Below are 26,243 nucleotides of genomic sequence, written 5' to 3' on the forward strand. Positions count from 1 at the left end.
TTGTTTCATTCTTCTGGTGCAAGTTGTTAGGGGATTGGAGATTTACAGTATACCAGAGGCCTAATTCTTTTTCGTTATTCCTTTAGAGCAGTAACGGTTGTAAGCTGTAAAGAGCCCACGTTGCATTTAGTGTATTAAGAAAGTCTTTTAGCCTAATCAAAAAGAAAATAGAGATAAGTACTACTGTGATTTGAAATGAAAATTGTTTTGACCTATAACGCTTTTTTATTTTTAATATAAAAAGAGAGGCTATCCTTTTTTTATTTATTATGTGTCCCGTCCTGAAATGGCGATACATAAAAAACAATCGTTATGAGCAATTCATATGTAAAGCGTATTCAAAAAAGATTATACGCTAAGTTTCAAACTCCAATTAGTTCAGGAAATAGAACGTGGAGAGCTGCGTCTTTCCGAGGCAAAATTAATGTATGGTATTCAAAGTGAGTCTACTATCCGCAATTGATTGCAATATAATGTGACTTTGATTTGGAAAAGACTAAAAGCTAACTTAGGAGAAATACACGATTGATGATATTAGAGCAAAAACAAAGATTTTTTTTCTCTTCAAACAAATTAATTTGTTCGAAGAGAAAAAGTATTCTGTTGATGATAAATTTACTGCATTGGATATAATGGTTAATATAATTAAAAATGACTGAGAATTGATATCAGAAATAATTGTAGAAACTATATAATCAAGATACTTCAACTAGTCAATTAAATGTTTAATTCCTAATCAGAGGTTTGGAATTAAAAATATTAAGTTGTGAGGGTATAAAAAAAACAGTAGTGAACTAAGGCCCACTACTGTTTTATATTTTGTAATTTTAAATGTTTATTTCTTTACTTCAGGCGGATATGTACTCAATATCTTTTGTACAAAATCCTGAATTTTAGCTTCTTTCTTTTCAGGGGTATTGGCGTTGTCAATATAACCCGTTCCAATCCCTTGCCAGATCAAGGCTTTTTTGTTCGTATCAATGAAATCGATGTACAATTTCCCTTCTATTGAGGTAGATACGGTGGTAGAGTTAGGACCCCAGTATGGAGCATACCCCCAGCCGTAGTAGCCGTATCTCGAGTAGAAGTAATCGTTATTGGTTGTTACGTTTACCTGCTGTTGTGATTTAGTAAAGATGTTTACTAACAATTGAGGATTACTATCTGTTTTAGTAAAGCCTTTCGCCGTCATCTCTTGGTCAATGGCATTTAGAATACGCTTTTTATCCAAGTCATTTAGTTTTACATTGTCAATACCTTCTTTGAAAAAAGCATAGGTTTGATACGCTGTAAAATTGGTGTTTTTGTCGTAATCGGCACTAACACGCACACTACTACAAGAGGCTGAAAAAATAGTTACAGCCGCAAGAATTAGGAATTTTGATACCGTTTTCATCGCTTACTTATTTATGTGAGTTAATTTAATAGACTATCGTCAACGATATGGGGAAGCGTTACCTTTAGAAGAGGTTCTACTTCCATTGCGCGTTTGATAGCAAATGTAGCTTCTTTATTTCGTGCCCAGTTGCGTCGTGCAATACCGTTGTTTACATCCCAGAATAACATAGATTTTAATTTGTCATCTGCTTCTTTACTACCATCTAAAAGCATACCAAAACCACCGTTGATAACTTCTCCCCATCCAACACCACCACCATTGTGGATAGAAACCCAAGTAGCGCCTCTGAAGCTATCGCCAATTACGTTGTGAATCGCCATATCCGCAGTGAAACGAGATCCATCATAAATGTTTGATGTTTCACGGTAAGGCGAATCTGTTCCTGATACATCATGGTGATCACGACCTAATACTACAGGGCCGATGATTCCTTCTTTAATTGCCTGGTTAAAGGCTTCTGCAATTTTAATTCGACCTTCTGAATCTGCATATAAAATACGCGCTTGTGATCCAACGACAAGTTTGTTCTCTTGTGCACCTTTAATCCAGCGAATGTTATCTGCCATTTGTTGCTGAATCTCCGCAGGTGAAGTTTGCATAATATCTTCTAATACGCGACAAGCAATTTCGTCCGTTTTAGCTAAATCTTCTGGTTTTCCTGAAGCGCAAACCCAACGGAAAGGACCAAAGCCGTAATCAAAGCACATAGGACCCATGATGTCTTGTACGTAACTAGGGTATTTAAAGTCGATGCCATTCTCTGCCATAATATCAGCTCCAGCTCTAGAAGCCTCTAGTAAGAAGGCGTTTCCATAGTCAAAGAAATACGTTCCTTTGGCTGTGTGCTTGTTAATAGCCGCCGCTTGTCTGCGTAGAGATTCTTGTACTTTTTCTTTGAATAAAGTTGGATTATTGGCCATCATATCGTTAGCCTCTTCAAAAGATAATCCCACAGGATAGTATCCTCCAGCCCAAGGGTTGTGTAAGGAAGTTTGATCCGATCCTAAATGTACAAAAAGGTTGTCTTCTGCGAATTTCTCCCATACTTCAACAATATTACCTTGAAAGGCAATGGAAACCACTTCTTTGTTTTCTTGCGCTTGTTTTACGCGAGGAACCAAGGCATTGATATCTGTAATTACTTCGTCTACCCAGCCTTGAGTGTGTCTTGTATGTACGGCTTTCGGATTGACTTCTGCACAAATAGTGATGCATCCAGCTATATTACCAGCTTTGGGTTGAGCACCACTCATGCCTCCTAGTCCTGAAGTTACAAATAGTTTCCCTGTTAAATCTTCTCCATTTTTGGCGATTTTTCTACCTCCATTCAATACGGTAATTGTTGTTCCATGTACAATTCCTTGAGGGCCAATATACATATAGCTTCCCGCTGTCATTTGACCATATTGGGTAACACCTAAGGCATTGAATTTTTCCCAATCATCGGGTTTAGAGTAATTCGGGATCATCATTCCATTGGTCACTACAACACGAGGAGCCTTAGCATGTGAAGGGAATAGTCCCATCGGATGTCCAGAATACATGACAAGTGTTTGCTCATCTGTCATTTCTGCTAGATAGCGCATGGTCAATAGATATTGAGCCCAGTTAGAAAAAACTGCACCATTACCTCCGTAAGTGATTAATTCATGAGGATGTTGTGCAACAGCATAATCCAAATTATTTTGAATCATCAGCATGATTGCTTTGGCTTGTGTAGAGTTTCCTGGATATTCTTCTATAGGTCTTGCGTATATCTTGTAGTCGGGTCTAAAGCGATACATGTAGATGCGACCATAGGTTTCTAATTCGTCTTTAAATTCTTGAATTAACTCGGAGTGATGTTTAGCATCAAAATAACGTAAAGCATTTCGCAAGGCAAGTTTCTTTTCTTCTTCTGTCAATATTTCTTTGCGTTTTGGAGCGTGATTAATTGCAGGATCATACTCCTTTTTTGCTGGTAGCTCATTTGGAATTCCTTGTAAAATTTGTTCCTTAAAAGTCATTTTCTGAGTTTTTTGTGATTAATTATTTATGTGTTTTTTAAGTAAAAACCTAAAAACTATTAACTAGTTTTGTCTCGTAATCTAGCTTTAGATTTTGACTCAAATTTCCGTAGGTAAGTTACTAAAAACTCTTGTATTATTTATTTTAATATTTATACAAAAAAAAGAGGTTTTAGTTAAACCTATCGTAAATTAAAGGCTTGTAAATGTGATATGTAATGAAGAATCTGTTTTCAAATGAGACTGTGCCTACCGTACAAGTTGAACTTCCTTTTAGTAGCGGCGTTGAATTGTTTATTCGAAGGGAAGATTTGTTGCATCCAGAAGTTTCGGGTAATAAATTTCGAAAATTGAAATACAATATGGAGGCGGCAGAGGTTGGGGGCTATCAGCAAGTATTGACTTTTGGAGGAGCGTATTCCAATCACATTGCCGCAACCGCAGCCGCGGGAAGAATATTAGGGGTACAAACGATAGGTGTAATTCGCGGAGAAGAAATCAAAGATAATTATCAGGACAATCCTACTTTAAAAAAAGCAGCTGAGGATGGCATGCGTTTTAAATTTGTTACGCGTACGGAGTATAGGATGAAAGATTCAGTCGCTTTTTTAGCGAGACTAGAAGAAGAATTTGGTGATTTTTACCTCGTTCCAGAAGGAGGGACAAATCAAGCGGCAATCAAGGGAACAGAGGAAATCTTGCAAGAGGAAGATGTTGTCTATGATTATGTGTGTTGTGCGGTGGGAACCGGAGGAACGATTGCTGGAATTATCAACCGTTCTTTTGCTCATCAACAAGTTATTGGTTTCCCTGCCTTGAAAGGTGATTTTCTGCTGGATGAAATCAAAAAATACACAACCAAAGAAAATTGGACCTTGCAAACGGGGTATCACTTTGGAGGGTATGCAAAGTACAATGCTGATTTATTGCAATTTATAGGCGATTTTGAGCGGCAAACAGGAATTCTTTTGGATCCGATTTATACAAGTAAACTACTTTTTGGTATCTTTGATTTAATTGAGCGTGGCCAATTTAAAAACAAGAGTAAGATTCTCGCTATTCACACGGGAGGCTTACAAGGGTGGAATGAAAAAATAAAATAGCTATATGATTAGAAAAATCCTTTTACTGTTCTGTTTACTCACGCTTGTAAGTTGTGGGGTAAAGAACAATTCCAAATTCACAGGAAAGAAGTCTAAAACCAAAGAGTTGGTGTCTAAAGAACAATATCGCGCTCAACAAAAAAAGGTAGAAGAGCAACGTCGTATTCAGGAGGAGGCGAAGCGTGAAAAAGACAAGCGCACTGCGGCTAAAACCAGTGAAACACTTGAGGCGACTTCGCGGATTTCGGTTACAACAGATATGATTCAGGATTATATTTTACAGTATAAGGATATAGCCAAAGACAATATGTCGTCTTATGGAATTCCGGCGAGTATTACGTTGGCGCAAGGTGTTTTAGAATCGGGCTCTGGTCAAGGAACCTTGAGTAGAAATGCCAATAATCATTTTGGGATTAAATGTCATAAAGAATGGGATGGTCCTTCCGTTCGACATACAGATGATGCCCCTGATGAGTGTTTCAGAAAATACGATGCTCCAGAGGAATCCTACCGCGATCACTCTCAGTTTTTAGTATCGCGTAGTCGTTACAATGATTTGTTTGCCTTGGATAAGGATGATTATGAAGGGTGGGCACATGGACTAAAAAAAGCAGGATATGCTACGGATCCCAAATACGCAAATAAATTAATTAGTTTGATAGAGCGCTATACACTAGATCAATACGATCGTGAAGTGTTGGGGCTGACTTCTCCACGTGCTAAAAAGGAAGTAGACAAAAAAGCAGAGGTCAAAGTAGATACGAAAACCAAAATAGATACGAAGGCCGTTGCAAAATCCCATGTGGTTCAAAAAGGAGATACGTTGTATTCTATATCGAAAAAATACAATACAACTGTGGCAAAGCTGCAGAAATCCAATAATCTAGATGGAACTAATCTTTCGATTGGTCAACGTTTAAAATTGTAAAATACTATGTTATATCAAAGAAGTAGTCAGCTTTTTGCAGAAGCTGAAAAAGTTATTCCCGGGGGAGTAAATTCGCCGGTTAGAGCATTTAAATCTGTAGGAGGTACTCCCATATTTGTCAAAGAAGCGAAGGGAGCTTATTTGTATGATGTGGATGGAAATCGACTGATTGATTATATTAACTCATGGGGGCCTATGTTATTGGGACATGCTTACCCGCCAGTGGTAGATGCAGTCATTGAGAAAGCTAAAAAGGGAACTTCTTTTGGTATGCCAACAGAAATAGAAACTGAAATTGCAGCATTAGCTGTTTCCATGGTGCCAAATATTGATAAGATTCGATTTGTTAATTCAGGGACAGAAGCGTGTATGAGTGCTATTCGATTAGCTAGAGGATATACAGATAGAGAGAAGATTATCAAGTTTAAAGGCTGTTATCACGGGCATTCGGATTCATTTTTGATTCAAGCAGGTAGTGGTGCAGTTACCTTTGGATCTCCTAATAGTCCTGGAGTGACACAAGGAACAGCTAAAGATACTTTGTTGGCAACGTATAATGATTTGGCTAATGTGGCTTCTATTTTCGAGGCAAATAAAGGAGAAATAGCAGCTATTATTATAGAACCCGTTGCAGGAAATATGGGATGTGTTACGCCTAAAGCAGGATTTTTAGAAGGATTGCGTGAGTTGTGTGATGCACATGGAGCCTTGTTGGTTTTTGATGAAGTCATGACGGGATTTCGATTAGCACGAGGTGGAGCACAAGAGTTATTTGGCGTACGCGCAGATTTAGTTACTTTTGGTAAAGTGATTGGCGGTGGGCTACCTGTGGGAGCATTCGCCGGTTCTGCTCAAGTAATGGATTATTTAGCGCCTGTTGGACCTGTATATCAAGCCGGAACTTTATCTGGTAATCCGTTGGCTATGGCAGCTGGATTGGCCATGTTACAAGCTATTAATAGTGATTTAGCCGTATTCCAACGCTTAGAAGAAAAAACAGCTTATTTAGAGCAAGGAATGCGCCGTGTCTTAGATGGAAAACAAATAAAATATACCATTAATCGCGTAGGATCTATGATTTCCGTGTTTTTTGATGAACGCGAAGTTGTGGATTTCGATACGGCAGGTTATGGAAATAATGAAACGTTTAAGAAATTTTTCCACGGCCTTCTAAAAGAGGGAGTTTACATTGCCCCATCTTCTTACGAAACTTGGTTTATTACGGATGCGTTGACCTATGAAGATTTAGATTTTACGATTCAAGCGGTAGAAAAAGTATTCGCTTAATAGTTTATCCTCAGATAAAAACAAAAATCTCTTTTGCGTTGTGTAAAAGAGATTTTTTTATGCACTCATCTTAACTTTTTTACTTCAACTGAAAAAGTCAAGATGAGTGCTGTATTATAGATCTAACTTTAATTGATCAGGTAAAAGTTTGAATGATTTTCGGTGATATTTACACGGGCCATATTCTAAAATGGCCGCTCGGTGTTCTTGTGTTGGATATCCTTTGTTTTTCTTCCAATTGTACATCGGAAATTCTTCGTGTATTTGATTCATGTAATCATCGCGATAGGTTTTTGCTAACACAGAGGCGGCAGCTAAACTCAAATACTTGGCATCGCCTTTAACAATACACTGGTGGGGAATGTTGGGAATAGGGGTGAATTTATTGCCATCTACGAGTAAGAATTCGGGCATAGGTTTTAATTGGTATACGCTTTCTTGCATAGCCTTGATGGCAGCATGTAAGATATTCAATTCCTCAATTACATCTTCATGTAGATGCGTTACACCATAACTTAAGGCCTGTTCTTCAATAATACTTCTCAGACTATAACGACTCTTTGCTGAAAGCTGTTTGGAGTCATTTAAGATTTCATTGGTGAAATCTGGAGGGAGAATAACAGCCGCTGCAGTTACTGGTCCGGCAATACAACCTCTACCAGCTTCATCGGTTCCAGCCTCGTATAATACTTCTGAATAATGATGTAGTAACATAACTAAAAAATGAAAAACAAAGGTAAGACTCTAAAGGTGAATCTAGGTCTTGAAAAGGTAATATTAACTAATAAATCCATTAAATAAATCCTAAGAATTTAAAATTTAACATTTTGAAAAAAAGTTGTTTTTTAAGGTGTTTTTATCTTGTTATCTGAGCCTTAGTGTGTTGTGGTTATTTGGGTTTAGTAACAGATTTTTCGAGCTGTTAAATGTAAGGGCAATGATAAGTCTTTGTTAAGTTTTTTGGTTTGAGTGTTGGTGGTAATTATTTGATTTTTTAATCTATTTTGTAGTTGTTTTATTTTTTTTTATATAATTATATTGATTTAATGTCTATTCTTTAGTATTTCATTGCTTTGTTTCTAGTTAATGATAGGAAAACTTAACTAGGTTTTAGTTTAGTTTTTTATGTTTGCGAACTAACTAATTCAAATTAAATAATGAGATCAAAGCTAAAATGGACTTTAGTGCTAGTTATGGCACTAATGGTACAATTTGCATTCGCTCAGGAAAAGACGCTAAAAGGGGTTGTTTCTGAGGAAGGTATGCCTTTGCCTGGAGTTACTGTGGTTATCCAGGGAACCCAAATGGGTACACAAACCGATTTAGACGGTAATTACTCTTTGAAGGTAAAACAAGGAGATGTAGTATCTTTTTCCTTTATCGGGTTAAAAGATGTTACTTATAAAGTAGGTGCAGCTAACGCTTATAATGTGTCGATGACTACAGTCGAAGATATGTTAGAAGAAGTTGTTGTTTTGGCTTATGGACAGGTTAAAACAAAAAACCAAGTAACAGGAAATGCTGTTGCAATTAAGGGAGATGCAGTAGCGGCTACGCCAATGGCATCTGCGGATCAAGCGTTACAAGGACGTGTGGCTGGTTTACAAATGTCTGCTTCTTCTGGTTCGCCTGGAGCAAAGCAGAATATTCGTATTCGTGGACGTAACTCCATGACTGCTACAAATGAGCCTTTATATGTTATTGATGGTATTCCAATGTATGATGGTGACTTTTCTGGAGGAAACCAAGGGACAGACTCTCCTTCAACATCTTTGTCTTTATTAGCAACAATTAATCCTGCTGATATTGAGTCGATGACTGTTTTAAAAGATGCAGGTGCAACAGCAGTATATGGTGCTCGTGGTACCAATGGAGTTATTTTGATTACAACAAAAAGAGGAAAAACAGGAGAGACGAAGTTTAACTTTGCAACCCGTGTAGGATTTCAAAACAATGCGGTTAAAGGACCACGTTTATTGAGTTCAAATGAGAAAGAAGAAATTTTCTTAGATGGAGTGTATAGAACTTATGGAACTAGAGAAGAAGGTGGTTTTGCCCGTGAAGAAACTGGGGCTTTTGCTTTAGCTAACTTCTCTAAATCTGGAAACTACGGTAATTGGATCGCTGCTGGTCGTCCTGATAATGATTGGGGAGATTATGTGAAAAATCAAGATGCACCACTGACAAGTATGAACTTTTCAGCTACTGGTGGTAGCGACCGTCACAATTTCTATGCATCATTGTCTCACGATAAAATCGAAAGTACCGTAATTGGCTCGGATTTTAGACGTATTGGAGCTTCATTGAGCTTTATGCAAAAAATCAATGATAAAATAGAATTTAATACGAGTATTAAAGTGACGAATACCAAACAAAATGGTATTTCTGAAGGAGGAGCTTATTTCTCAAACCCGAACTATATTAAATTAGTAATGAATCCATGGAATCCATTGTATAATGAGGATGGTTCTTACTATTTACCAAATTCAGGGTATCACAACGTAGTGTATACAACGAAACACAATCAAACGTTGAATGATGTAACACGTGTAATTAATTCAAATTCGATTAGTTATGCGATTACAGATAATTTGAAGTTTACTTCTTCTATGGCTATTGATTATACTTTAGCTGATTTTTCAGAGTATAGAAATCCAGTTCATGGAGACGGTAAAAACTACCAAGGAACTACTGTGAAAGCAGCTAGAAATAACTTCAATTATGTGGCTCAGAATGGTTTAGATTATAAATTCTATTTAGGAGAAAATCACCAATTCAATACAAAAGTTTTGGTTGAATATCAAAAATCTAAACGCAGTTTCTTCGAGGGCTCAGGTCAAATTTTGTTAGAAGGATTTAATTCCTTAGCAGCAGCGGCAGCAAATAAAGATGTAGCTTATGACTTTTTGGATGATGCTAACTTAGGTTATGTTGGGATCATCAACTATAATTACCAAAACAGATTCTTAGTTGACTTAACAGGAAGACGCGAAGGTTCGTCTAAATTTACAGATCGCATTGGTTACTTCTATTCAGTAGGAGGGGCTTGGAACATGCATTTAGAAAATTGGATGGCTAATCAATCTACTATTTCAACGATGCGTTTTAGAGGGTCTTATGGTACTAACGGTAACTCTCAGATTAATCCAAACCAATATGTGCGTCGTGCTGATGTTGTTTCTTATGATGGTGAGGCTGCTCTAGTACCCACTCAAATTGGTGGACCTATCGGATGGGAAAAGCAAGAGAAAATGGATGTTGGTTTCATGATGGGTATGTTTGAAGATCGTTTCACTTTTGGTGCTACGTACTTTGAAAGTAAAACAAGTGATTTGTTATACAAGAAAAGTTTGTCAAAAATGTCTGGATTTGAATCTCAAATGATGAACATGGGGGCAATGAACAACCGTGGTATTGAACTTGAATTAAATGCGGAAATCGTTCGATCAAAAGATTTCAATATTTCAGTTGGTGCTAACTTTGGAACTGTACGCAATAGAATTACTGAAATGCCTGTGATTGATGGTGTAGAAATGGCAGACTATAAATCATACACTGCGGATGTTAAAGGACATGCTGTTAGTGAGTGGTACATGCCAACATGGGCAGGAGTAGATGCTCAAACTGGACAACCTACGTGGTATGATGCTGATAATAAAAAGACTTCTGTGTATAAAAATGCAGAATCTAGATTTCAAGGAGCAAGTGCGTTGCCTAAATTTACAGGAGGGGCTAATGTACACGTAGATTACAAAGGATTCTATTTAGACGGTATGTTTACATTTGCAGGTGGTCATAAAGTATATGAGCAATATGCATTTAAAACGGCGGGTACTACAAGTGCTATTATTTCATCGAATGCGTCTTCGCAAATGTTGGATAGATGGCAAAATCCTGGAGATATTACGGATGTACCTGTGGTAGAATATAAAGCAACGGGTGGAAACGAGAATTTCACAGACCCATCGACGCGATTTTTATATGATGGAGATTATATTCGATTGAGAAATGTCACGTTAGGATATAACTTTAATTCAGCTTTCACAAGAGCATTAAACTTAGATGGAGTGACACTTTCAGTTATTGGAACCAACTTGTGGACTTGGGTGAAAGACAAAGGATTGAAATATGATCCAGAAGTGGATGCTACAGGATATGTGAGTGTAGCTACTCCTCCAGTGAAATCAATTGTGTTTTCTGTAAATGTTAAGTTTTAAAAAGTTATGAAAAAGATTATATTTTCAATTTTAACGGTAGCTTTACTATCTTCTGGACTGACGAGTTGTTCGGATGATCGTTTAGATGCTACCTTAGAAGGTTCTCGCGACATTGAAGCGAAACCAATAGAAACTGCAACTGATTTGCGTGCAACAGTATCTGGAGCGTATTATAGAATGGTGAATGTTGCTTATTATGGGCGTGATATCATCATCTATAGTGAGGTTCGTGGAGATAATGCTTATGCAGCGGCTGGATTTTCTAACCGCTTCCAAAACGTATCTGGATTTAATTTGACTGCTACGCATACATTCCCTGCAGATACGTGGAAGAAAATTTACGAAGTAATTAGTTCGGCTAACTTAGCAATTGGAGCAGAGGTTAAAACAGGTAATGAAACGGAAATTAAGCAAGGAAAAGCGGAAGCTTATGCTATTCGCGCTTTAGCTCATTTCGATTTATTGCGTATTTATGGTCAGCAATATGTTGGTGATAAAGGATTAGATGCTTTAGGTGTTCCTTATATTACGCGTTTTGGTGAATTGGATACGAAAAACTATAAACGCATTTCTGTAAAAGAGGTTCGCGATAATATCTACAAAGATTTAGAGGAAGCGTTGAAATTAGTTGATAAAAATGCTTCAAACAAAAAGCGCTTTACACAACAAGCAATTTATGGTGTGAAATCAAGAGTAGCGTTGTTTTTCGGTGCGTTTGATGAATCTGATTACACGATCGCAATGGAAAGTGCTAAATCAGCCATGGATTTAGGAGGAGATGTTATTCCGGAAAGTTCTTATATTGGTTCATTTAGTGCAGAAGGAATACAAAGTAATACGGTATTTGAATTAGCGCAAGACAACGTTAATAATCCTGGAAATAACTCCTTGTATAACATCTTTTCATATGATGGTTATGGAGATGTAGTTGGTTTAGGTGAAAACTTGCAAGCGTTATTTGAAAATCAGAATGATATTCGTTCTTCCGAGAAAATGCAAGGATATAACAATGTAGTTCAAAATGAGAAAGGGAGCTATAAAAAGATTGGAGCGAATCAATATATCAAGTTGACAAAAGAAGAATTAGATGGTGAGGTAGCAGTGGATCCTTCTATTCGTTATGATCTTGAGTATTACCGTAACTTCGGAAAATACACGAGAATAAGCGCTAATATCAAAGTAATGCGTTACGAAGAATTGTTGCTTAACTATGTTGAGGCTGCAGCGCGTACAAATACTGATGAAGGTGTAGCTTTAAGTTTATTAAACAAATTAGCTTCAGAGCGTTATTTAGGTAAACCAGCAGCTAAATACACTACACTTACATTAGAAGCTGTATTGACTGAAAGACGTAAAGAATTAGTTTTTGAAGGATTTCGCTTCGAAGATCAAATGCGTAATAAGGAAAACATGGCTATTACTCCTCAGGTAATAAAAGAAATTAAATATGGATCGCCTAAGTTAGCTTTCCCTATTCCACGTAACGAGATTAATGCAAGTAAAATTGATCAAAACGAAGGATATTAGTATATTCTGTTTCTTATACCAAAAGGGCTGTCTTCGGACAGCCCTTTTTTGTTTTTATCCGTGTTTATTCGATTTCTATTGGAATATACTCTAAGGCTTTGTTGTGTTAGTGTTTGTGTGTAATGGGTTGGTTATTATGGTGCTAGCTGATCATTTAGCAGGATAAAAATAGTTGATAAGATTGATTTAACATAGGTGTGGTGATTTAGTTGTATTGGGAATTGTTTTTTGTTTTTTATCTATTTTAGGGTATGTTTTGTTTCTTTCTTCCTTTTTTTTGGGAGATATTGTGATTAAAAATTGAGTTTGACTTTGTTAATGAAAAACAAGTATGAATGCTAAAAATATATTAAATGTTTGATTAGTTTAATATTTAGACACTTGTTTTTAGTTAAGTGTGTGGTGTTTTATATTGTTTTTATATTCATTATTTAACTTAAAATGTGGTTATTTTGTAAGTAAATTCTTTTGTGAGTTGTATTTTTGTTTCTGTTTGTACGAAATGGCTTCGGCGGTCTAGTAAAAAATGTTTAGATTTGTTTAACTAACTAATCAATTTTTTAAGAATGAGATCGAAGATTAAGTGGATTTATGCGTCCATCATGATCCTACTTGTACAAGTAGGGTTTGCGCAGGAAAAAACACTATCTGGAGTGGTATCAGAGGAAGGCATGCCACTGCCAGGGGTAACGGTTGTGATTAAAGGAACCCAAATGGGTACACAAACCGATTTAGATGGTAAATATTCCATAAAAGCCAAGCAAGGTGAAGTGCTTGTCTTTTCGTTCATTGGAATGAAAGAGGTGAAGCACACCGTTGGGGGTGCTAATGTGTTTAATGTAGCTATGGTTGCTGATGAGCATCAGTTAGAAGAAGTAGTTGTAACAGCTATGGGAATCAAACGAAGTGCAAAAGCGCTAGGTTATGCAACACAAGAATTAAAAGCGGCTGATATCAACAAAACAGAAAACAGCAGTTTATCAGGAGCATTACAAGGGAAGCTAGCCGGTGTTCAAATCACTCCATCAAGTGGTGCGCCAGGTGCGTCTTCTCAAATTGTAATTCGCGGAGCTCGTTCATTTACAGGAAATAATACGCCTTTATATGTAATTGACGGGATGCCAATCGAATCAACAGCACCTATTTCAACAGGAAATAGTACTTCAGGGGCAGATATTGCTAACCGTGCTATTGATATTGATCCAAGTGATATCGAAACCATCAATATCTTAAAAGGACAAGCAGCTTCTGCTTTGTATGGTATTCGTGCATCCAATGGGGTAGTGGTAATTACAACCAAGAGCGGTAGAGGACTAAAAGAAGGAAAGCCGGTCATTAGTTTTACATCAACCAGTAGTTTTGAGAGCTTGTCTAAAAAGCCAAGTTTGCAAAAAACCTATGGACAAGGGGTGGATGGAAAGTATGATCCTTATAGTTCAATGTCTTGGGGACCAAAAATTTCGGAGTTGCCAAACGACCCTAAGTATGGTGGTAATGTAGCGAATGATTTAAATGGAGGAGTTCTACGTCCTGGACAGTATTATGTGCCTCAATTGGCAGAAGCAAAGTTAAATCCTTGGGTAACACCAGGCGTATATGATAACATTGATGCTTATTTTAGAACGGGAAAAACCTTGACGAATAATTTTAATATTAGTCAAAATACGGGAAAAACCAATTATTCCTTTGGTTTGGCTAATACGACTCAAGAAGGTATTATGCCGGGTACAGAAATGAAGCGTACGACGATTAAATTCTCAGGAGAAACCAAATTGAATTCTGAATGGACTACGGGTTTTGCAGGTAGTTATATCACCAGTGATGTAAGAAAAGCCTCTGCAGCAAATAACTCAGTATTACCTGGAATTTGGGGAGCACCTGTGAGTTTTGATCAAAAAGGAACGCCAATTCACACAGATAAGAGTATTTACGAGCAAATTCATTATCGCGTTGGGTCTTTTAATAATCCTTACTGGGCTGCAGAACACAATGAGTTTTCGGAAAAAACAGGTCGTTTTTACGGAAATGCCAATATTGCCTATGCGCCTGAGATTAGTGCGGATGGGTCAAAAAATTTGACTTTCCGTTACCAAGCAGGGATAGATACGTATACGACACATTATAGAGATGTATATGAGTTTGGATCTGGACATGATCTTTCTGGAGAAACAGCTAATATTAAATTAAGAGGAATTACTAATACGGTAGCTAACTCTTTATTCACCATTAACTATGATATGCTATTAGGGGATGATTTCCGCTTTGATATTATGGTCGGAAATGAGTTCAATGAGACGAGTTTGAAAATGTATGATGATTTTGGTGGAGGTTTGAATTTTGGAGGTTGGCCTACTATTGGAAATGCTATGAGTGTTACTACAAAAGAAATACGTGAAATGAAGCGTAATGTTGGTTTCTTTTCAAACGTAGGATTGTCTTACCGCGATATGATTTTCTTGAACGGTACGATTCGTAAAGATATTGTATCGACTATGCCAAGAGGAAATAGAGATTTCGTCTATCCTTCGGTATCATTAGGTTTTGTGTTGACAGAGCTGGAAGGATTAAAAGGAAACAGTGTTTTGAGCTTTGCGAAATTAAGAGGATCTTATGCGGAAGTAGGGCAAGCAGGTGATTATCTAAAAGATTATTACTATACACCTAGTTATGCGGGAGGTTTCTGGAGCTCTAATCCAATCTTGTACCCATTAGATGGAGCGGTTGGGTATATTCCTAATACAATGATTTATGATCCTAACTTAAAACCACAAAATACGAAATCGTGGGAGTTTGGAGGGGATTTTAGATTTTTTGACAACCGTTTTGGAATCGATTATACTTTCTCACGTCAAGATGTAAAAGATCAGATTTTTCCAGTGCCATTAGCTGGATCAACAGGAGCATCGAGTTTTGTAACCAATGGGGGGAAAATTCATACCATTTCCCATGAAATTACCGCTTTTGTAACACCAGTGCAAACGCAAGATTGGCAATGGACCATCAATGCGAACTTCTCTAAAATTGATTCAAAAGTTGATGAATTAAAAGAAGGAGTAGAAAATATTGTATTAGGAGGGTTTGTGGAACCCCAAATTCGCGCACAAGCAGGGGATCGTTTTCCTGTAATTTACGGAACTTCTTTTGCTCGTGATGATAATGGTCGAATTTTAGTAGATGATAAAGGGATGCCAATCGTTGGAACTGCAAAAGCTTTAGGAGAAGTAGCACCAAAATTTATTTTAGGTGGTTCTACGAGTTTAACTTGGAAAAGTTGGAACTTAAGTGCAACGGTAGAATGGAAAAATGGAGGTAAAATGTATAGCGGATCCAATATGGGGATGAAGCTATATGGAGTTGACTCTAGTACAGGAAATCGCGATCAGTCGTTTGTATTTGATGGAGTTTACAAAGATGCAAATGGCAATTCAGTTGAAAATAATGTAGCAATTACAAACGAAACACGTGCAAAATACGAAAATATCATGAGTGGTATTACGGAGAGTAATGTGTATGATGCGAGTTTTGTGAAATTACGCGATGTGAGTTTGGGCTATAAATTTGACAAGATTTGGAAAGATAAGGTAGATCTAAGAGTATCCGCTTTTGCCCGTAACTTACTGTTGTGGTCAAAAATGCCAAATTTAGATCCAGAGTCTTCGCAAGGAAACAACAATATGAGTGGTGGTTTTGAACATTATTCTATACCGCAAGCCAAGAGTATTGGTTTCTCCGTTAATGTTACATTTTAATTAGAAGAGAAAAATGAAAAGAATTAAATATATTTTAGCAAGTATAGTCGTGGCGGCTTTAGCATTGCAGTCTTGTTCGGAGGATAAAATGGATGACATCAACAAGAATAAAAATGATCCTGAATTCATGGAATCTAAATTTATCCTTACAGAAGTGATGACTAAAACAGGATTCTCTATCACAGGAGGCGATTTAGCTTTTTATGCGTCCATTTATACAGAGTTATTAGGAGGAACGTTTAATCAGTTTTATAATGCACAAGAACGATTGGGAGAGCCTTCGGCTAGTACAACATACAATAATCAATGGAATGCTATTTATGTCAACCTGCGAAGCTTGAAGCTTGTCGAGCAAAAATGCTCAGCAGGAGGGGAAGAAGCAGGTAACTATCATACGTTAGGTGTGGCTCAAATCCTAAAGGCATATAATTTAGCATTGTTGACGGATTTATTTGGTGATGTACCTTATTCGGAGGCACTTGAGCCTTTAAAAAATCCGCAAGCGAAAATTGATAGACAAGAAGATATTTATAAGGCTGTATTTCAATTGTTAGATGATGGAATTGAAAATTTAGCCAAAAAATCAGAGTATCCTAATTTAGGGAAACAAGATTTGGTTTATACAAATGGAGATGTAACAAGTTGGACAAAAGCAGCTTATGGATTAAAGGCGAGATATCTTATGCGAATGTCGTTAAAAAATCCTGATTATCAAGGGGTTATTGATAATGTGGATAAATCTTTTACTTTTAGTGAAGGGGATTTTAAATATCAAGTTCCTGGAGTAAACTATCCTTTTTATTTGGTTTATCGCGCTAGAAAGGGGATGTATGCATCAAAAACCTATTATGATTTGATGCAAAAGTTAGATACAGCTGATCCGCGTTTGAATGATTATTTTATCAAAGTAGGGAAGGATGATCCTAAGGTGGTATTAGTGGATCACGCAAAAGATGTCACACAATCACAGAGTGTTTATTCACCTTCAGCGTTGAGTTATAGTACAGCAACAGATTTGAAAAATGCAACGAATGCGGTTTATTTAATGAGCTACCATGAACTGTTATTCTTGAAAGCCGAAGCACAAGCTCGCCTAGGAATTCCACAGGCGAACGCTACCTTACAAGCAGCAGTTGATGCAGGATACTTAGATAAAAAGCAAAGTATTACTTACGTTCGTTATGTGCCAAAGCCGAATGAGCCTAAGCCTATTAATGGATATAATCGTAATCTACCTACTAATTTAGCAGGTGATGATTTGTTAAAACGCATTGCTCAAGAGAAGTATTTATCCGCTTTTGAGGTTGAAAGTATAGAGATGTACAACGACATCAGAAGATGGAAAGCAATGGGAGAAAATTTAATTGAATTACAACACAAAGACCCAGCTAAATTCCCTAAGCGTTTTTCGTATGGAAACTCGGATGTGTCAAATAATCCACATGTAAGAGCAGCTTACGGTGATGGTAATTATGTGTATACGGATGATGTTTGGTGGGCAGGTGGAACAAGATAAACCTGAAAATTATATTTTTATAGAGAGGAAGTCGAAAGGCTTCCTCTTTTTTTATATACGGGTTAGGAAATAGAGGTCGTCAGGAGTTGATTTTTAATTATAACTTTTAGTGTGGCTTGCGTTTATTGAGATCATCGAAAGTGGGGAGAAATGGGTCTTCTACAATCTTTGTCTAGTTTGCAACTAAATTGGTTTTATTATGAATAAATACGTTTAAAATTGGTGTTTTTTTATAGAATACACTTATGATGTATAAATACTATTGAAAGTTTGTTAAAATTTACTTGTTACTTGTTAAAAAATTGTTTAGATTTGTTTAACTAACTAATCAATTTTTTAAGAATGAGATCGAAGATTAAGTGGATTTATGCGTGCATAATGATCCTGCTGGTACAGGTGGGATTCGCACAAGAGAAAACACTTTCTGGAGTGGTATCAGAAGATGGTATGCCGCTGCCAGGAGTAACGGTTGTGATTCAAGGAACCCAATTGGGGACGCAAACCGATTTAGATGGTAAATACTCAATAAAAGCAAAACCAGGACAAGTACTTGTTTTTTCTTTTATAGGGATGAAAGAAGTAAAACACACGGTTGGAAATGCCAATGTGTTTAATACTGCTCTTCATGCAGAAGGCAGTGAATTAGAGGAGGTAGTTGTTTTAGCTTATGGTCAGGTGAAGACTAAAAATGAAGTAACGGGTAATGTGGTTGCTGTAAAAGGAGAAGTCATTGCGAGTACACCAGTTGTTTCTGCTGATCAAGCTTTACAAGGACGTGTGGCGGGTTTACAAATGGCCACAACATCTGGTTCTCCTGGAGCAGTGCAAAACATCCGTATTCGTGGACGTAACTCCGTTTCAGCAACAAATGAGCCTTTGTATGTGATTGACGGAATTCCAATTATTAACTCGAACTTGTCAGATAGTGATGATGTTACTAGTTTATCTCCATTGGCTGCTATTAATCCTGAAGATATTGAGTCTATGACCGTTTTAAAAGATGCAGGGGCTACTTCAGTATATGGTGCTCGTGGATCGAATGGGGTAATCTTAATTACTACTAAACGCGGTAAACAAGGAAAACCAAGTTATAGTTTCAGATCATCCATTGGGTTTCAAAATAAAGCGGTAAAAGGACCTCGTTTCTTATCATCAAAAGAAAAAGGAGATTTGTGGATTGAAGCTCTTTACAATACATTAGGAGGTGAAAAGGCAGGAATTACCAAAGAATGGGTTATTGATAATTATGAGACAGATGATGTAATGGGACGTTATGACATCTATATGAATTGGAGAGATAATGGGATGCAAGATTTTGATTGGTCTGAAATGGTCAAAGTAAAAAATGCACCCATGTCTAGTTTGAATTTCTCTGTAACTGGAGGAGATGAGAAAGGAACGTATATGGCCTCTATTGGTCATGAAAAAACAGAAGGAACGGTAATTGGAACTGATTTTAGAAGGGTAACAGGTTCATTCAGTTTTACCCGTAATTTAAGTGATAAAATTGATATTAGAATCGGAGCAAATGTTTCGAATATCAAACAAAATGGAATTTTAGAAGGGGGAGCTTTCTTCAGTAATCCAAATTTATCTGGAAGATTAATGAATCCTTGGGCAAATCCTTATAACAAAGATGGATCATATAATATTAATTCAGGTTTATTAGGAGGACTGCCAAATATTCTATATACAGTAAAGGAGAATTTAACTGAAAATGATTTAACACGAGTTATTTCAAATAATGCAATCGGGTACAAGCTTTTGGATAATTTGAAATTTGAATCGACAATTGGTTTGGATTACACTTTAGCTAATCATCAGGCCTATTACAACCCGCTACATGGAGACGGTAGATCTACAGATGGTTTTGCTGCACAGTCAGATCGTAGGGTATTCAATTATGTATGGCAAAATTCATTGAACTACAATTTTTACTTAGGCGAAAATCATCGTTTTGATGTGAAAGCCTTGATGGAATACCAAAAAAATAAGTATAATAGACTTTCTGCGGATGGACAAGTAATGCCACAAGGATTAACTACCTTAGGTGGTGCTGCTGCAAATTTTACTGCTGCTTCTGAATATTATGATTGGATGCAGTTGAGTTATTTAGGATTGATAAACTATTCGTATGCCAATAAGTATTTAGTTGATTTAACAATTAGACAAGAAGGTTCTTCTCGTTTTTCTAGTAATAATCGTTGGGGAACTTTCTGGGCAGTTGGTGCTGCATGGAATATTCACCAAGAAGATTTTCTGTTAGATTCTAAGGCGATTAGTACGTTGCGTTTAAGAGGTTCATATGGTTCTACGGGGAACTCCTCTATTAATCCTAATGTGTACCAACATTTACTTACTAAAGATTCTTACAGTCTAGAAGCAGGTTTAATTAGTACGCAAATTGGTGGAGCTTTAGGATGGGAAAAACAAACTAAACTAGATTTTGGATTGGAATTCGGTTTTATTGATAATCGCATTACGGGTAGTTTTGCTTATTACCAAAGTAAAACTAAAGACTTATTGTATAGACAACCTTTATCAATGACTTCTGGATTTTCTGAGAAGTGGATTAACCAAGGAAAATTAGAGAATAGCGGAGTTGAAGGAGAATTAAATGTGGAAATTATTCGTTCAAAAGATTTTAATTGGTCAATTGGCGCCAATATAGGTACGGTTCGCAATCGATTAACCGAAATGCCATTGGCAATTAAATCCTTCACGGCTGATAAAGAAGGAAGAGCTATTAATGAATGGTATATGCCAACCTATGCAGGCGTAGATGCTCAGACTGGTGCGGCTCAATGGTATATGGCAGATGGTACTAAAACGAATAAGTATAGCGATGCTGAAAGTCGTTTCCAAGGAGCGAGTGCTTTGCCTAAAGTAACAGGAGGATTTAATACACATATTGATTTCAAAGGGTTCTATTTGGATGCATTGTTTACATTTGCAACAGGGTATAAAGTGTACGATATGTGGTCACAAATTACTCATGAACCAAATAGTACAGCGTTATATGCTTATAATGCTGATAGCGAATTGTTAGACCGTTGGCAAAAACCTGGAGATATCACAAATGTTCCTAAGCTAACATATGATGGTGAAAAAGATGTAAGTGATAATTATACTAAACCATCAACCAGATTTTTATATGATGGAGACCATATTCGCTTACGACAAATTACTTTTGGTTACAATTTGAGTAAACAAGCAGTAAAAGCAATTGGAGTAGATGGAGTTAATTTCTCTGTATCCGCTCTAAATCCCTTAACATGGGTGAAAGATGGACGTTTAAAATATGATCCTGAAGTAGACGCTACAGGATTTATTGAACTAGCTTCTCCACCATTGAAGTCTGTAGTTTTTTCTCTTAACGTTAAATTTTAATTACGATGAAAAGAACACTTAAACAAGTTTGGATATTGGTTGCTATGGCGAGTATTTCTTTAGCATCATGTTCATTAGATCCGAAGATATCCGAAAATATTGATTATACAAAAGATCCAATACAAACGGAAAAGCAATTAGATGCAACTGTAATAGGGGCTTATGCGTTAATGACCGATGCTAAATATTATGGAAATAATGTTTTAGCATTTTCAGATGCTCGTTCAAACGCCTATTCTGATAATAGAACAAATCGCGTTGGAAGTATATCTGCTTTTACAATCAATTCGACTGCTCGTTATGCAGCAGACACTTGGAAGCAGATTTATCTTGTTATCTCGGAAACAAATCGAGCTTTAGAATCTCAAGTGCCAGATAGTAAAGAAGTGAAAAAATTAAGAGGACAAGCCCATATTCTTAGAGCCTTAGCTCATTTTGATGTGATGCGTTTATATGGACAGCAATATGTCGATAATAAAGGTTTAGCTGGACTTGGGGTGCCTTATATCACTAAATATGCTGCAACGGACGATAAAGTTACCCGTTCAACAGTTGGCGAAAATAGATTGAGTATTTATGCTGATTTGGATAAAGGAATCGAATTGCTATCAGAAGCGAATACAGGTAGTAAAGTAAAAGTATCATTGGCAGCTGCTTATGCTTTTAAAGCAAGAATGGCCTTGTTTTTTTCTAATTGGGAATCAAGCGATTTAGAAGTAGCCAAGAACAACGCTTCTTTAGCAATGTCTGCTAGTACAGGGCGTATTATTGAAAGAGCGCTATTTACGGATTCTTACATTGCAGGTGATCCACAAGGGAATACAATATTTGAAATGTCTCGTGATAAAGTTTTTAACTCAGGTACAGATTCCTTGTACTATATCTATGTTACTCATGCAATTGGGTATGGAGACATGCTAGTAAATTTTGATGTGGATGAATTATTTGGTGATGATGCACCTGAATATGTTACAGATGAAGATGGAGTAGTAATTAAAGTGCTCCCTGCTAATGATATTCGTGCTGAGAGAACGATGATTAATGTTGTGTATGGTGAATTGAGAAATGTGGGTAAATATCCAAAAATGGAATCTAATCTGAAGTTAATACGCTACGAAGAAATGCTGTTAACATTTGTGGAGGCTGACTATCGTATAAATAATGCAAGTTCAGCTGAAGGATTAGAGTTATTAAATTCATTGAGACAAAATAGGTTGTTAAATTATACCGATGTTGCCTCGTACGATTTAGAAGATATACGCCTTGAAAGACAAAAAGAATTGTTATTTGAAGGGTTTGGCTTTGAAGATTTAATGCGATTTCATTTAGAAGTTGTTAATCCGCGATTGAGAAATTCGAAAGGAGAAATTGAACCGGTTAAATATGGAGATCAAAGATTGTCATTTCCAATACCTCAGTCGGAAATCAATGCAAGCGGAATTCAACAAAACAAAGGTTTTTAATAAAATAGAAGAGGGTGTCCCAAAGGTCACCCTCTTTTGTTTTTTTCCATTTTCACTCGCACCCTCGCACAGAAGGAACTTCGAATATTCAATTCTCTAGTGACTCCCCCATCTTTTCAGACAACTTCTTTTTTATTCCCTTAAATTAGCTCGGTATCACCATTATAATAAAAATAAATTTACCTTTGCTTAAATTTAGTTTTTATGCGAAAGTGTCTTTACTTGTTTTTTTGTTTCATGAGCTTGTTGTCTTACTCTCAGGGGACAATAAAAAAATACAACTTTAGTGAACAAAATCAAGGTAATAATTCGAATTACGGCAATCAAAATAATTTTGGAGATCCAAATAATTTGGGTAACCAAAATATCCAGCAAGAGAATAATGAAAAACGCAGCCTGCGAGAAAAGGTAAAGAAAGATTCTATTGCTCCTATGAAGGACTATAAAATCATTACGATTCTACGCGATACGATTGCAGTAGATACGGCGCTCACTTTAAAGAACTACTATAAGTTCAATTATTTGCGCAAAGATAATTTTGGCTTGTTGCCCTTTGCCAATGAAGGACAAACTTATGCTACCTTAAAGTATAGTCAAAAAGAAAATAGTGTATTACCTGGTTTTGGTTTTGAAGCCAAGCATTTCAATTATATGAAGGCTGAGGATATTACCTATCATTCCAGCCCAACGCCTCGTACGGAAATGTATTATAAAACCGTAATGAAACAAGGGCAGAGTTTAGATGCCTTTATCACATTGAATACAAGCGAACATCTGAATATGTTTTTGGCCTATAAAGGCATGCGTTCACTTGGTAAATACATGAGCCAATTGTCTTCAACAGGGAATTTTAGAATTGGAGGAAGCTACTATTCCCCAAACAAACGCTATGTGTTGTTTACGCATTTTGTGGCTCAAGATATTTTGAATCAAGAGAATGGTGGAATTCGCGATTTAAATTTGTTTGAAACAAGTGAGAAACCTTATAATAAACGCGAACGTTTGAATGTGTATTTTCGAGATGGTGAATCCTTGTTAAAAGGAAAACGCATGTTTCTGCATCACGAGTATCAGTTGAATAGTTCACTAGCGAATGGAATCCTATTAACGCATGAATTTACATATGAAGATAAATTTTTTGAATACAGTCAAGAAAATCTAAATAGCAATTATACACAGAAAGATCGTTTTGGGGCATCGTTTAAATCTTCTATCTCGAACAAAACAAAGTATTATACGTTGTCAAATAAAGTAGGCGCTGCTTTTCAATCTGGATTATTAGGAAGAGTAGAAGTTTTTGCAGATTTTTATAAATACAACTACCAATACAATAGTGTTGCTACGATAAATGAAGAATTTATTCCCAGCGTATTAGAAAAAAACATAACGTTAATTGGAGGGAAATACACCTATAAAAAAGAAAATTGGAAAGCATTCTTGTTGTTGTATAATTCCCTAGGAAACGATAATACAAGTAATATTCAAGTGAATATCGATTATGCCTTAGCGGAGAATATCGGATTGCAAGCGGGGTATCAAAAGTTGAGTCGCATGGGAAATTTGAACTATTATTTGTATCAAAGTGATTATGTGAATTACAACTGGAACAACAGCTTCAACAATGAGAAAATTAATCAATTTGATGCTACGCTTACCACGCCGTGGGTAACATTGGAAGGGAGTTACCAAGTAATCAAAGACAAACTGTATTTCTCTAATGATAATCCAGTTTACAATGATTTTGGTATTGCGAAACAATTGTTGGTAACACCGAAACAATATGGTAAAACAATTAACTTCCTATCGCTTCAGGCTTCCAAAGAAATTAAATTGGGAAGATTTGGGTTAGATAATACTATCTTATATCAAGAAGTAGATCAAGACGAGAATATACTCAATGTTCCAAAACTGTTAACGCGTAATACATTCTATTACAAAGGAGCTTTATTTGATAAAGCCCTGAAATTTCAAACGGGAATTACATTTACGTATTTTAGTAAATTCTACGGTAATGATTACAACCCGGTGATTGGAGATTTTTATGTACAAGATAAAGTGAAGATTGGGGATTATCCCGTTTTTGATTTCTTTATTGATATGAAAGTGCGTACAGCGCGTATTTACTTTGTTCTGGAACATTTTAATGCAAGTATGTCAGGATATAAATATTATACTGCACCAAATTATCCGTACAAAGATTTTACATTTAGATTTGGATTAGTTTGGAACTTCTTTAGTTAAAATACAGCAAGGTTGATCAAGAGATCAACCTTTTTTTGTGGTTGACATTTGCTTTGGTTAGATTTTTGTTGCTCTTGTTTTACAGACAAAAAAGGAGAAATCATGAAAGAAGCTTTTGTACACTACGTTTGGGAAAAGCAATTGTTTACCACGCCATTCTTGCAGACGGAACAAAAGCAAGAGATTAGCGTTATTCATCCAGGGCAATGGTCTACGTTGGCTGGCCCTGATTTTTTTAATGCACAAATTTCCATTGATGGACAAGTTTGGGCTGGTAATATTGAAGTTCATCTCCAATCTTCGGATTGGTATCGGCATCATCACGAACGAGATGTTCGGTATGATAATGTAATTTTACACGTTGTATGGGAATATGATACACCCGTGTTTAATTCTCAAGGCATAGAAATACCTACTTTGCTTGTACCTACCTACATTCAACCAGCAGTATTAACACAAACACAGCGACTCTTTGCACCTAAAGCAACCATTAATTGCCAAACCTTAATAGGGGATAGTCTAACTCCAATTGCCTGGTATAAATGGAAAGAGACCTTATATGTAGAACGCTTAGAAGAAAAGGGGATGCAAATTGAGTCGCTCCTAACAGATACAAAAGGCGATTGGAATCAGGTGCTATGGTGTATGCTCGCTAAAAACTTTGGATTAAACATCAATGGGGATGCTTTTTTCTCTCTAGCAAGAGCACTGCCTATTCAAACGCTACTTAAAGAAGGAGATGAGTTACCCAATATTGAAGCCTTGCTCTTTGGAATGGCTGGATTCTTGAATGCGGAAGAAAAGGAAATACTCGATCGTTACTATTGGGATTTGACCAAACGATGGACGTTTTTTCGACACAAATACCAGCTCAAGGAACGCAATGTTCAAGAAATGCATTTCTTTAAACTGAGACCCACTAATTTCCCTACTATTCGCTTAGCTCAATTAGCCTCGTTGATCTATAGTCAGAAGTACAAATTTGCTGCACTGCTTCAAATGCAGGGCATAAGTGAATTAAAAAGCATGCTTCAAACGGATGTCAGTGCGTATTGGCAAACCCATTACGCATTTGGAAAAGAAGGAAAAAAAGCAACAAAAAAATTGTCAACCCCTTTTCAAGAGCTCCTGCTCTTGAACACAATTATTCCCATTCAATTTATATTTGAACGCCAGAAAGGAAATGCAGAACATGTGGAACAAATTGTCGAAATGAGTAGGCAACTCCAACTAGAAACGAATGCAGTAACTACGTTATTTCAAAAAGAAGGAGTGAATTTAGAAAGTGCTTTTGATTCGCAAGCCATGATTCAATTAAACAAAAAGTACTGTCTGTGGAATAAATGTTTGTCTTGCGCAGTAGGCATGGCAATTTTAAATAAAAAGAACTAAATTTGTATTGCTACAAAGAAATTGG

The 26,243-nt window shown here is 36.6% G+C and carries 14 protein-coding genes; 11 read left to right on the forward strand and 3 right to left on the reverse strand.

Annotation, left to right across the window (positions count from 1 at the left end):
* Positions 1-835 precede the first annotated feature (835 nt).
* Together FBR08_RS08925 and FBR08_RS08930 are read right to left on the reverse strand one after the other, a co-directional pair.
* Entirely contained in the window at positions 836-1,396 is a 561-nt protein-coding gene (locus FBR08_RS08925) for a DUF4136 domain-containing protein (protein WP_158962414.1), read from the reverse strand.
* A gap of 20 nt (positions 1,397-1,416) precedes the next feature.
* Positions 1,417-3,405, reverse strand: coding sequence for a urocanate hydratase (locus FBR08_RS08930; RefSeq protein WP_158962415.1), 1,989 nt, complete (start codon positions 3,403-3,405; stop codon positions 1,417-1,419).
* Positions 3,406-3,623: 218 nt separating this feature from the next.
* Between FBR08_RS08930 and FBR08_RS08935 the strand changes: the two genes are divergently transcribed.
* The 3 genes from FBR08_RS08935 to hemL are packed head-to-tail and all read left to right on the forward strand — an operon-like array spanning position 3,624 to position 6,723.
* Positions 3,624-4,508, forward strand: coding sequence for a 1-aminocyclopropane-1-carboxylate deaminase/D-cysteine desulfhydrase (locus FBR08_RS08935; RefSeq protein ID WP_158962416.1), 885 nt, complete (start codon positions 3,624-3,626; stop codon positions 4,506-4,508).
* A gap of 4 nt (positions 4,509-4,512) precedes the next feature.
* Complete coding sequence (locus FBR08_RS08940) at positions 4,513-5,436, forward strand: glucosaminidase domain-containing protein (protein ID WP_158962417.1); 924 nt, start codon at positions 4,513-4,515, stop codon at positions 5,434-5,436.
* Between the two features lie 6 nt (positions 5,437-5,442).
* Positions 5,443-6,723 carry a glutamate-1-semialdehyde 2,1-aminomutase gene (gene hemL / locus FBR08_RS08945; protein ID WP_158962418.1) on the forward strand — a complete coding sequence of 427 codons (1,281 nt, stop codon included), beginning with the start codon at positions 5,443-5,445 and terminating at the stop codon, positions 6,721-6,723.
* 114 nt (positions 6,724-6,837) lie between these two features.
* Here the strand turns inward: hemL and FBR08_RS08950 are convergent, their stop codons facing one another.
* Entirely contained in the window at positions 6,838-7,437 is a 600-nt protein-coding gene (locus FBR08_RS08950) for a ribonuclease HII (protein WP_158962419.1), read from the reverse strand.
* A gap of 443 nt (positions 7,438-7,880) precedes the next feature.
* On the opposite strand from FBR08_RS08950, the gene FBR08_RS08955 reads away from it, so the two are divergent.
* The 8 genes from FBR08_RS08955 (at position 7,881) to FBR08_RS08990 (ending at position 26,218) form a co-directional block, all read left to right on the forward strand.
* Complete coding sequence (locus tag FBR08_RS08955; protein WP_158962420.1) at positions 7,881-10,940, forward strand: SusC/RagA family TonB-linked outer membrane protein; 3,060 nt, start codon at positions 7,881-7,883, stop codon at positions 10,938-10,940.
* Between the two features lie 6 nt (positions 10,941-10,946).
* Entirely contained in the window at positions 10,947-12,467 is a 1,521-nt protein-coding gene (locus FBR08_RS08960) for a RagB/SusD family nutrient uptake outer membrane protein (RefSeq protein WP_158962421.1), read from the forward strand.
* A 566-nt stretch (positions 12,468-13,033) separates the two neighbouring features.
* A complete protein-coding gene (locus FBR08_RS08965; protein WP_158962422.1) occupies positions 13,034-16,216 on the forward strand; it encodes a SusC/RagA family TonB-linked outer membrane protein in 3,183 nt (1,060 codons plus the stop codon).
* 13 nt (positions 16,217-16,229) lie between these two features.
* Complete coding sequence (locus FBR08_RS08970; protein ID WP_158962423.1) at positions 16,230-17,732, forward strand: SusD/RagB family nutrient-binding outer membrane lipoprotein; 1,503 nt, start codon at positions 16,230-16,232, stop codon at positions 17,730-17,732.
* Positions 17,733-18,074: 342 nt separating this feature from the next.
* Positions 18,075-21,122: a SusC/RagA family TonB-linked outer membrane protein gene (locus FBR08_RS08975; RefSeq protein WP_158962424.1), complete on the forward strand. Its 3,048-nt coding sequence runs from the start codon at positions 18,075-18,077 to the stop codon at positions 21,120-21,122.
* 5 nt (positions 21,123-21,127) lie between these two features.
* Positions 21,128-22,585, forward strand: a complete 1,458-nt coding sequence (locus FBR08_RS08980; RefSeq protein WP_158962425.1) for a RagB/SusD family nutrient uptake outer membrane protein — start codon at positions 21,128-21,130, stop codon at positions 22,583-22,585.
* A 204-nt stretch (positions 22,586-22,789) separates the two neighbouring features.
* Positions 22,790-24,826: a putative porin gene (locus FBR08_RS08985; protein WP_158962426.1), complete on the forward strand. Its 2,037-nt coding sequence runs from the start codon at positions 22,790-22,792 to the stop codon at positions 24,824-24,826.
* A 102-nt stretch (positions 24,827-24,928) separates the two neighbouring features.
* Positions 24,929-26,218 carry a DUF2851 family protein gene (locus FBR08_RS08990; RefSeq protein WP_158962427.1) on the forward strand — a complete coding sequence of 430 codons (1,290 nt, stop codon included), beginning with the start codon at positions 24,929-24,931 and terminating at the stop codon, positions 26,216-26,218.
* Positions 26,219-26,243 lie beyond the last annotated feature (25 nt).

It is taken from the genome of Myroides fluvii, from assembly GCF_009792295.1.
In the GTDB taxonomy this organism is placed as follows: domain Bacteria; phylum Bacteroidota; class Bacteroidia; order Flavobacteriales; family Flavobacteriaceae; genus Flavobacterium; species Flavobacterium fluvii_A.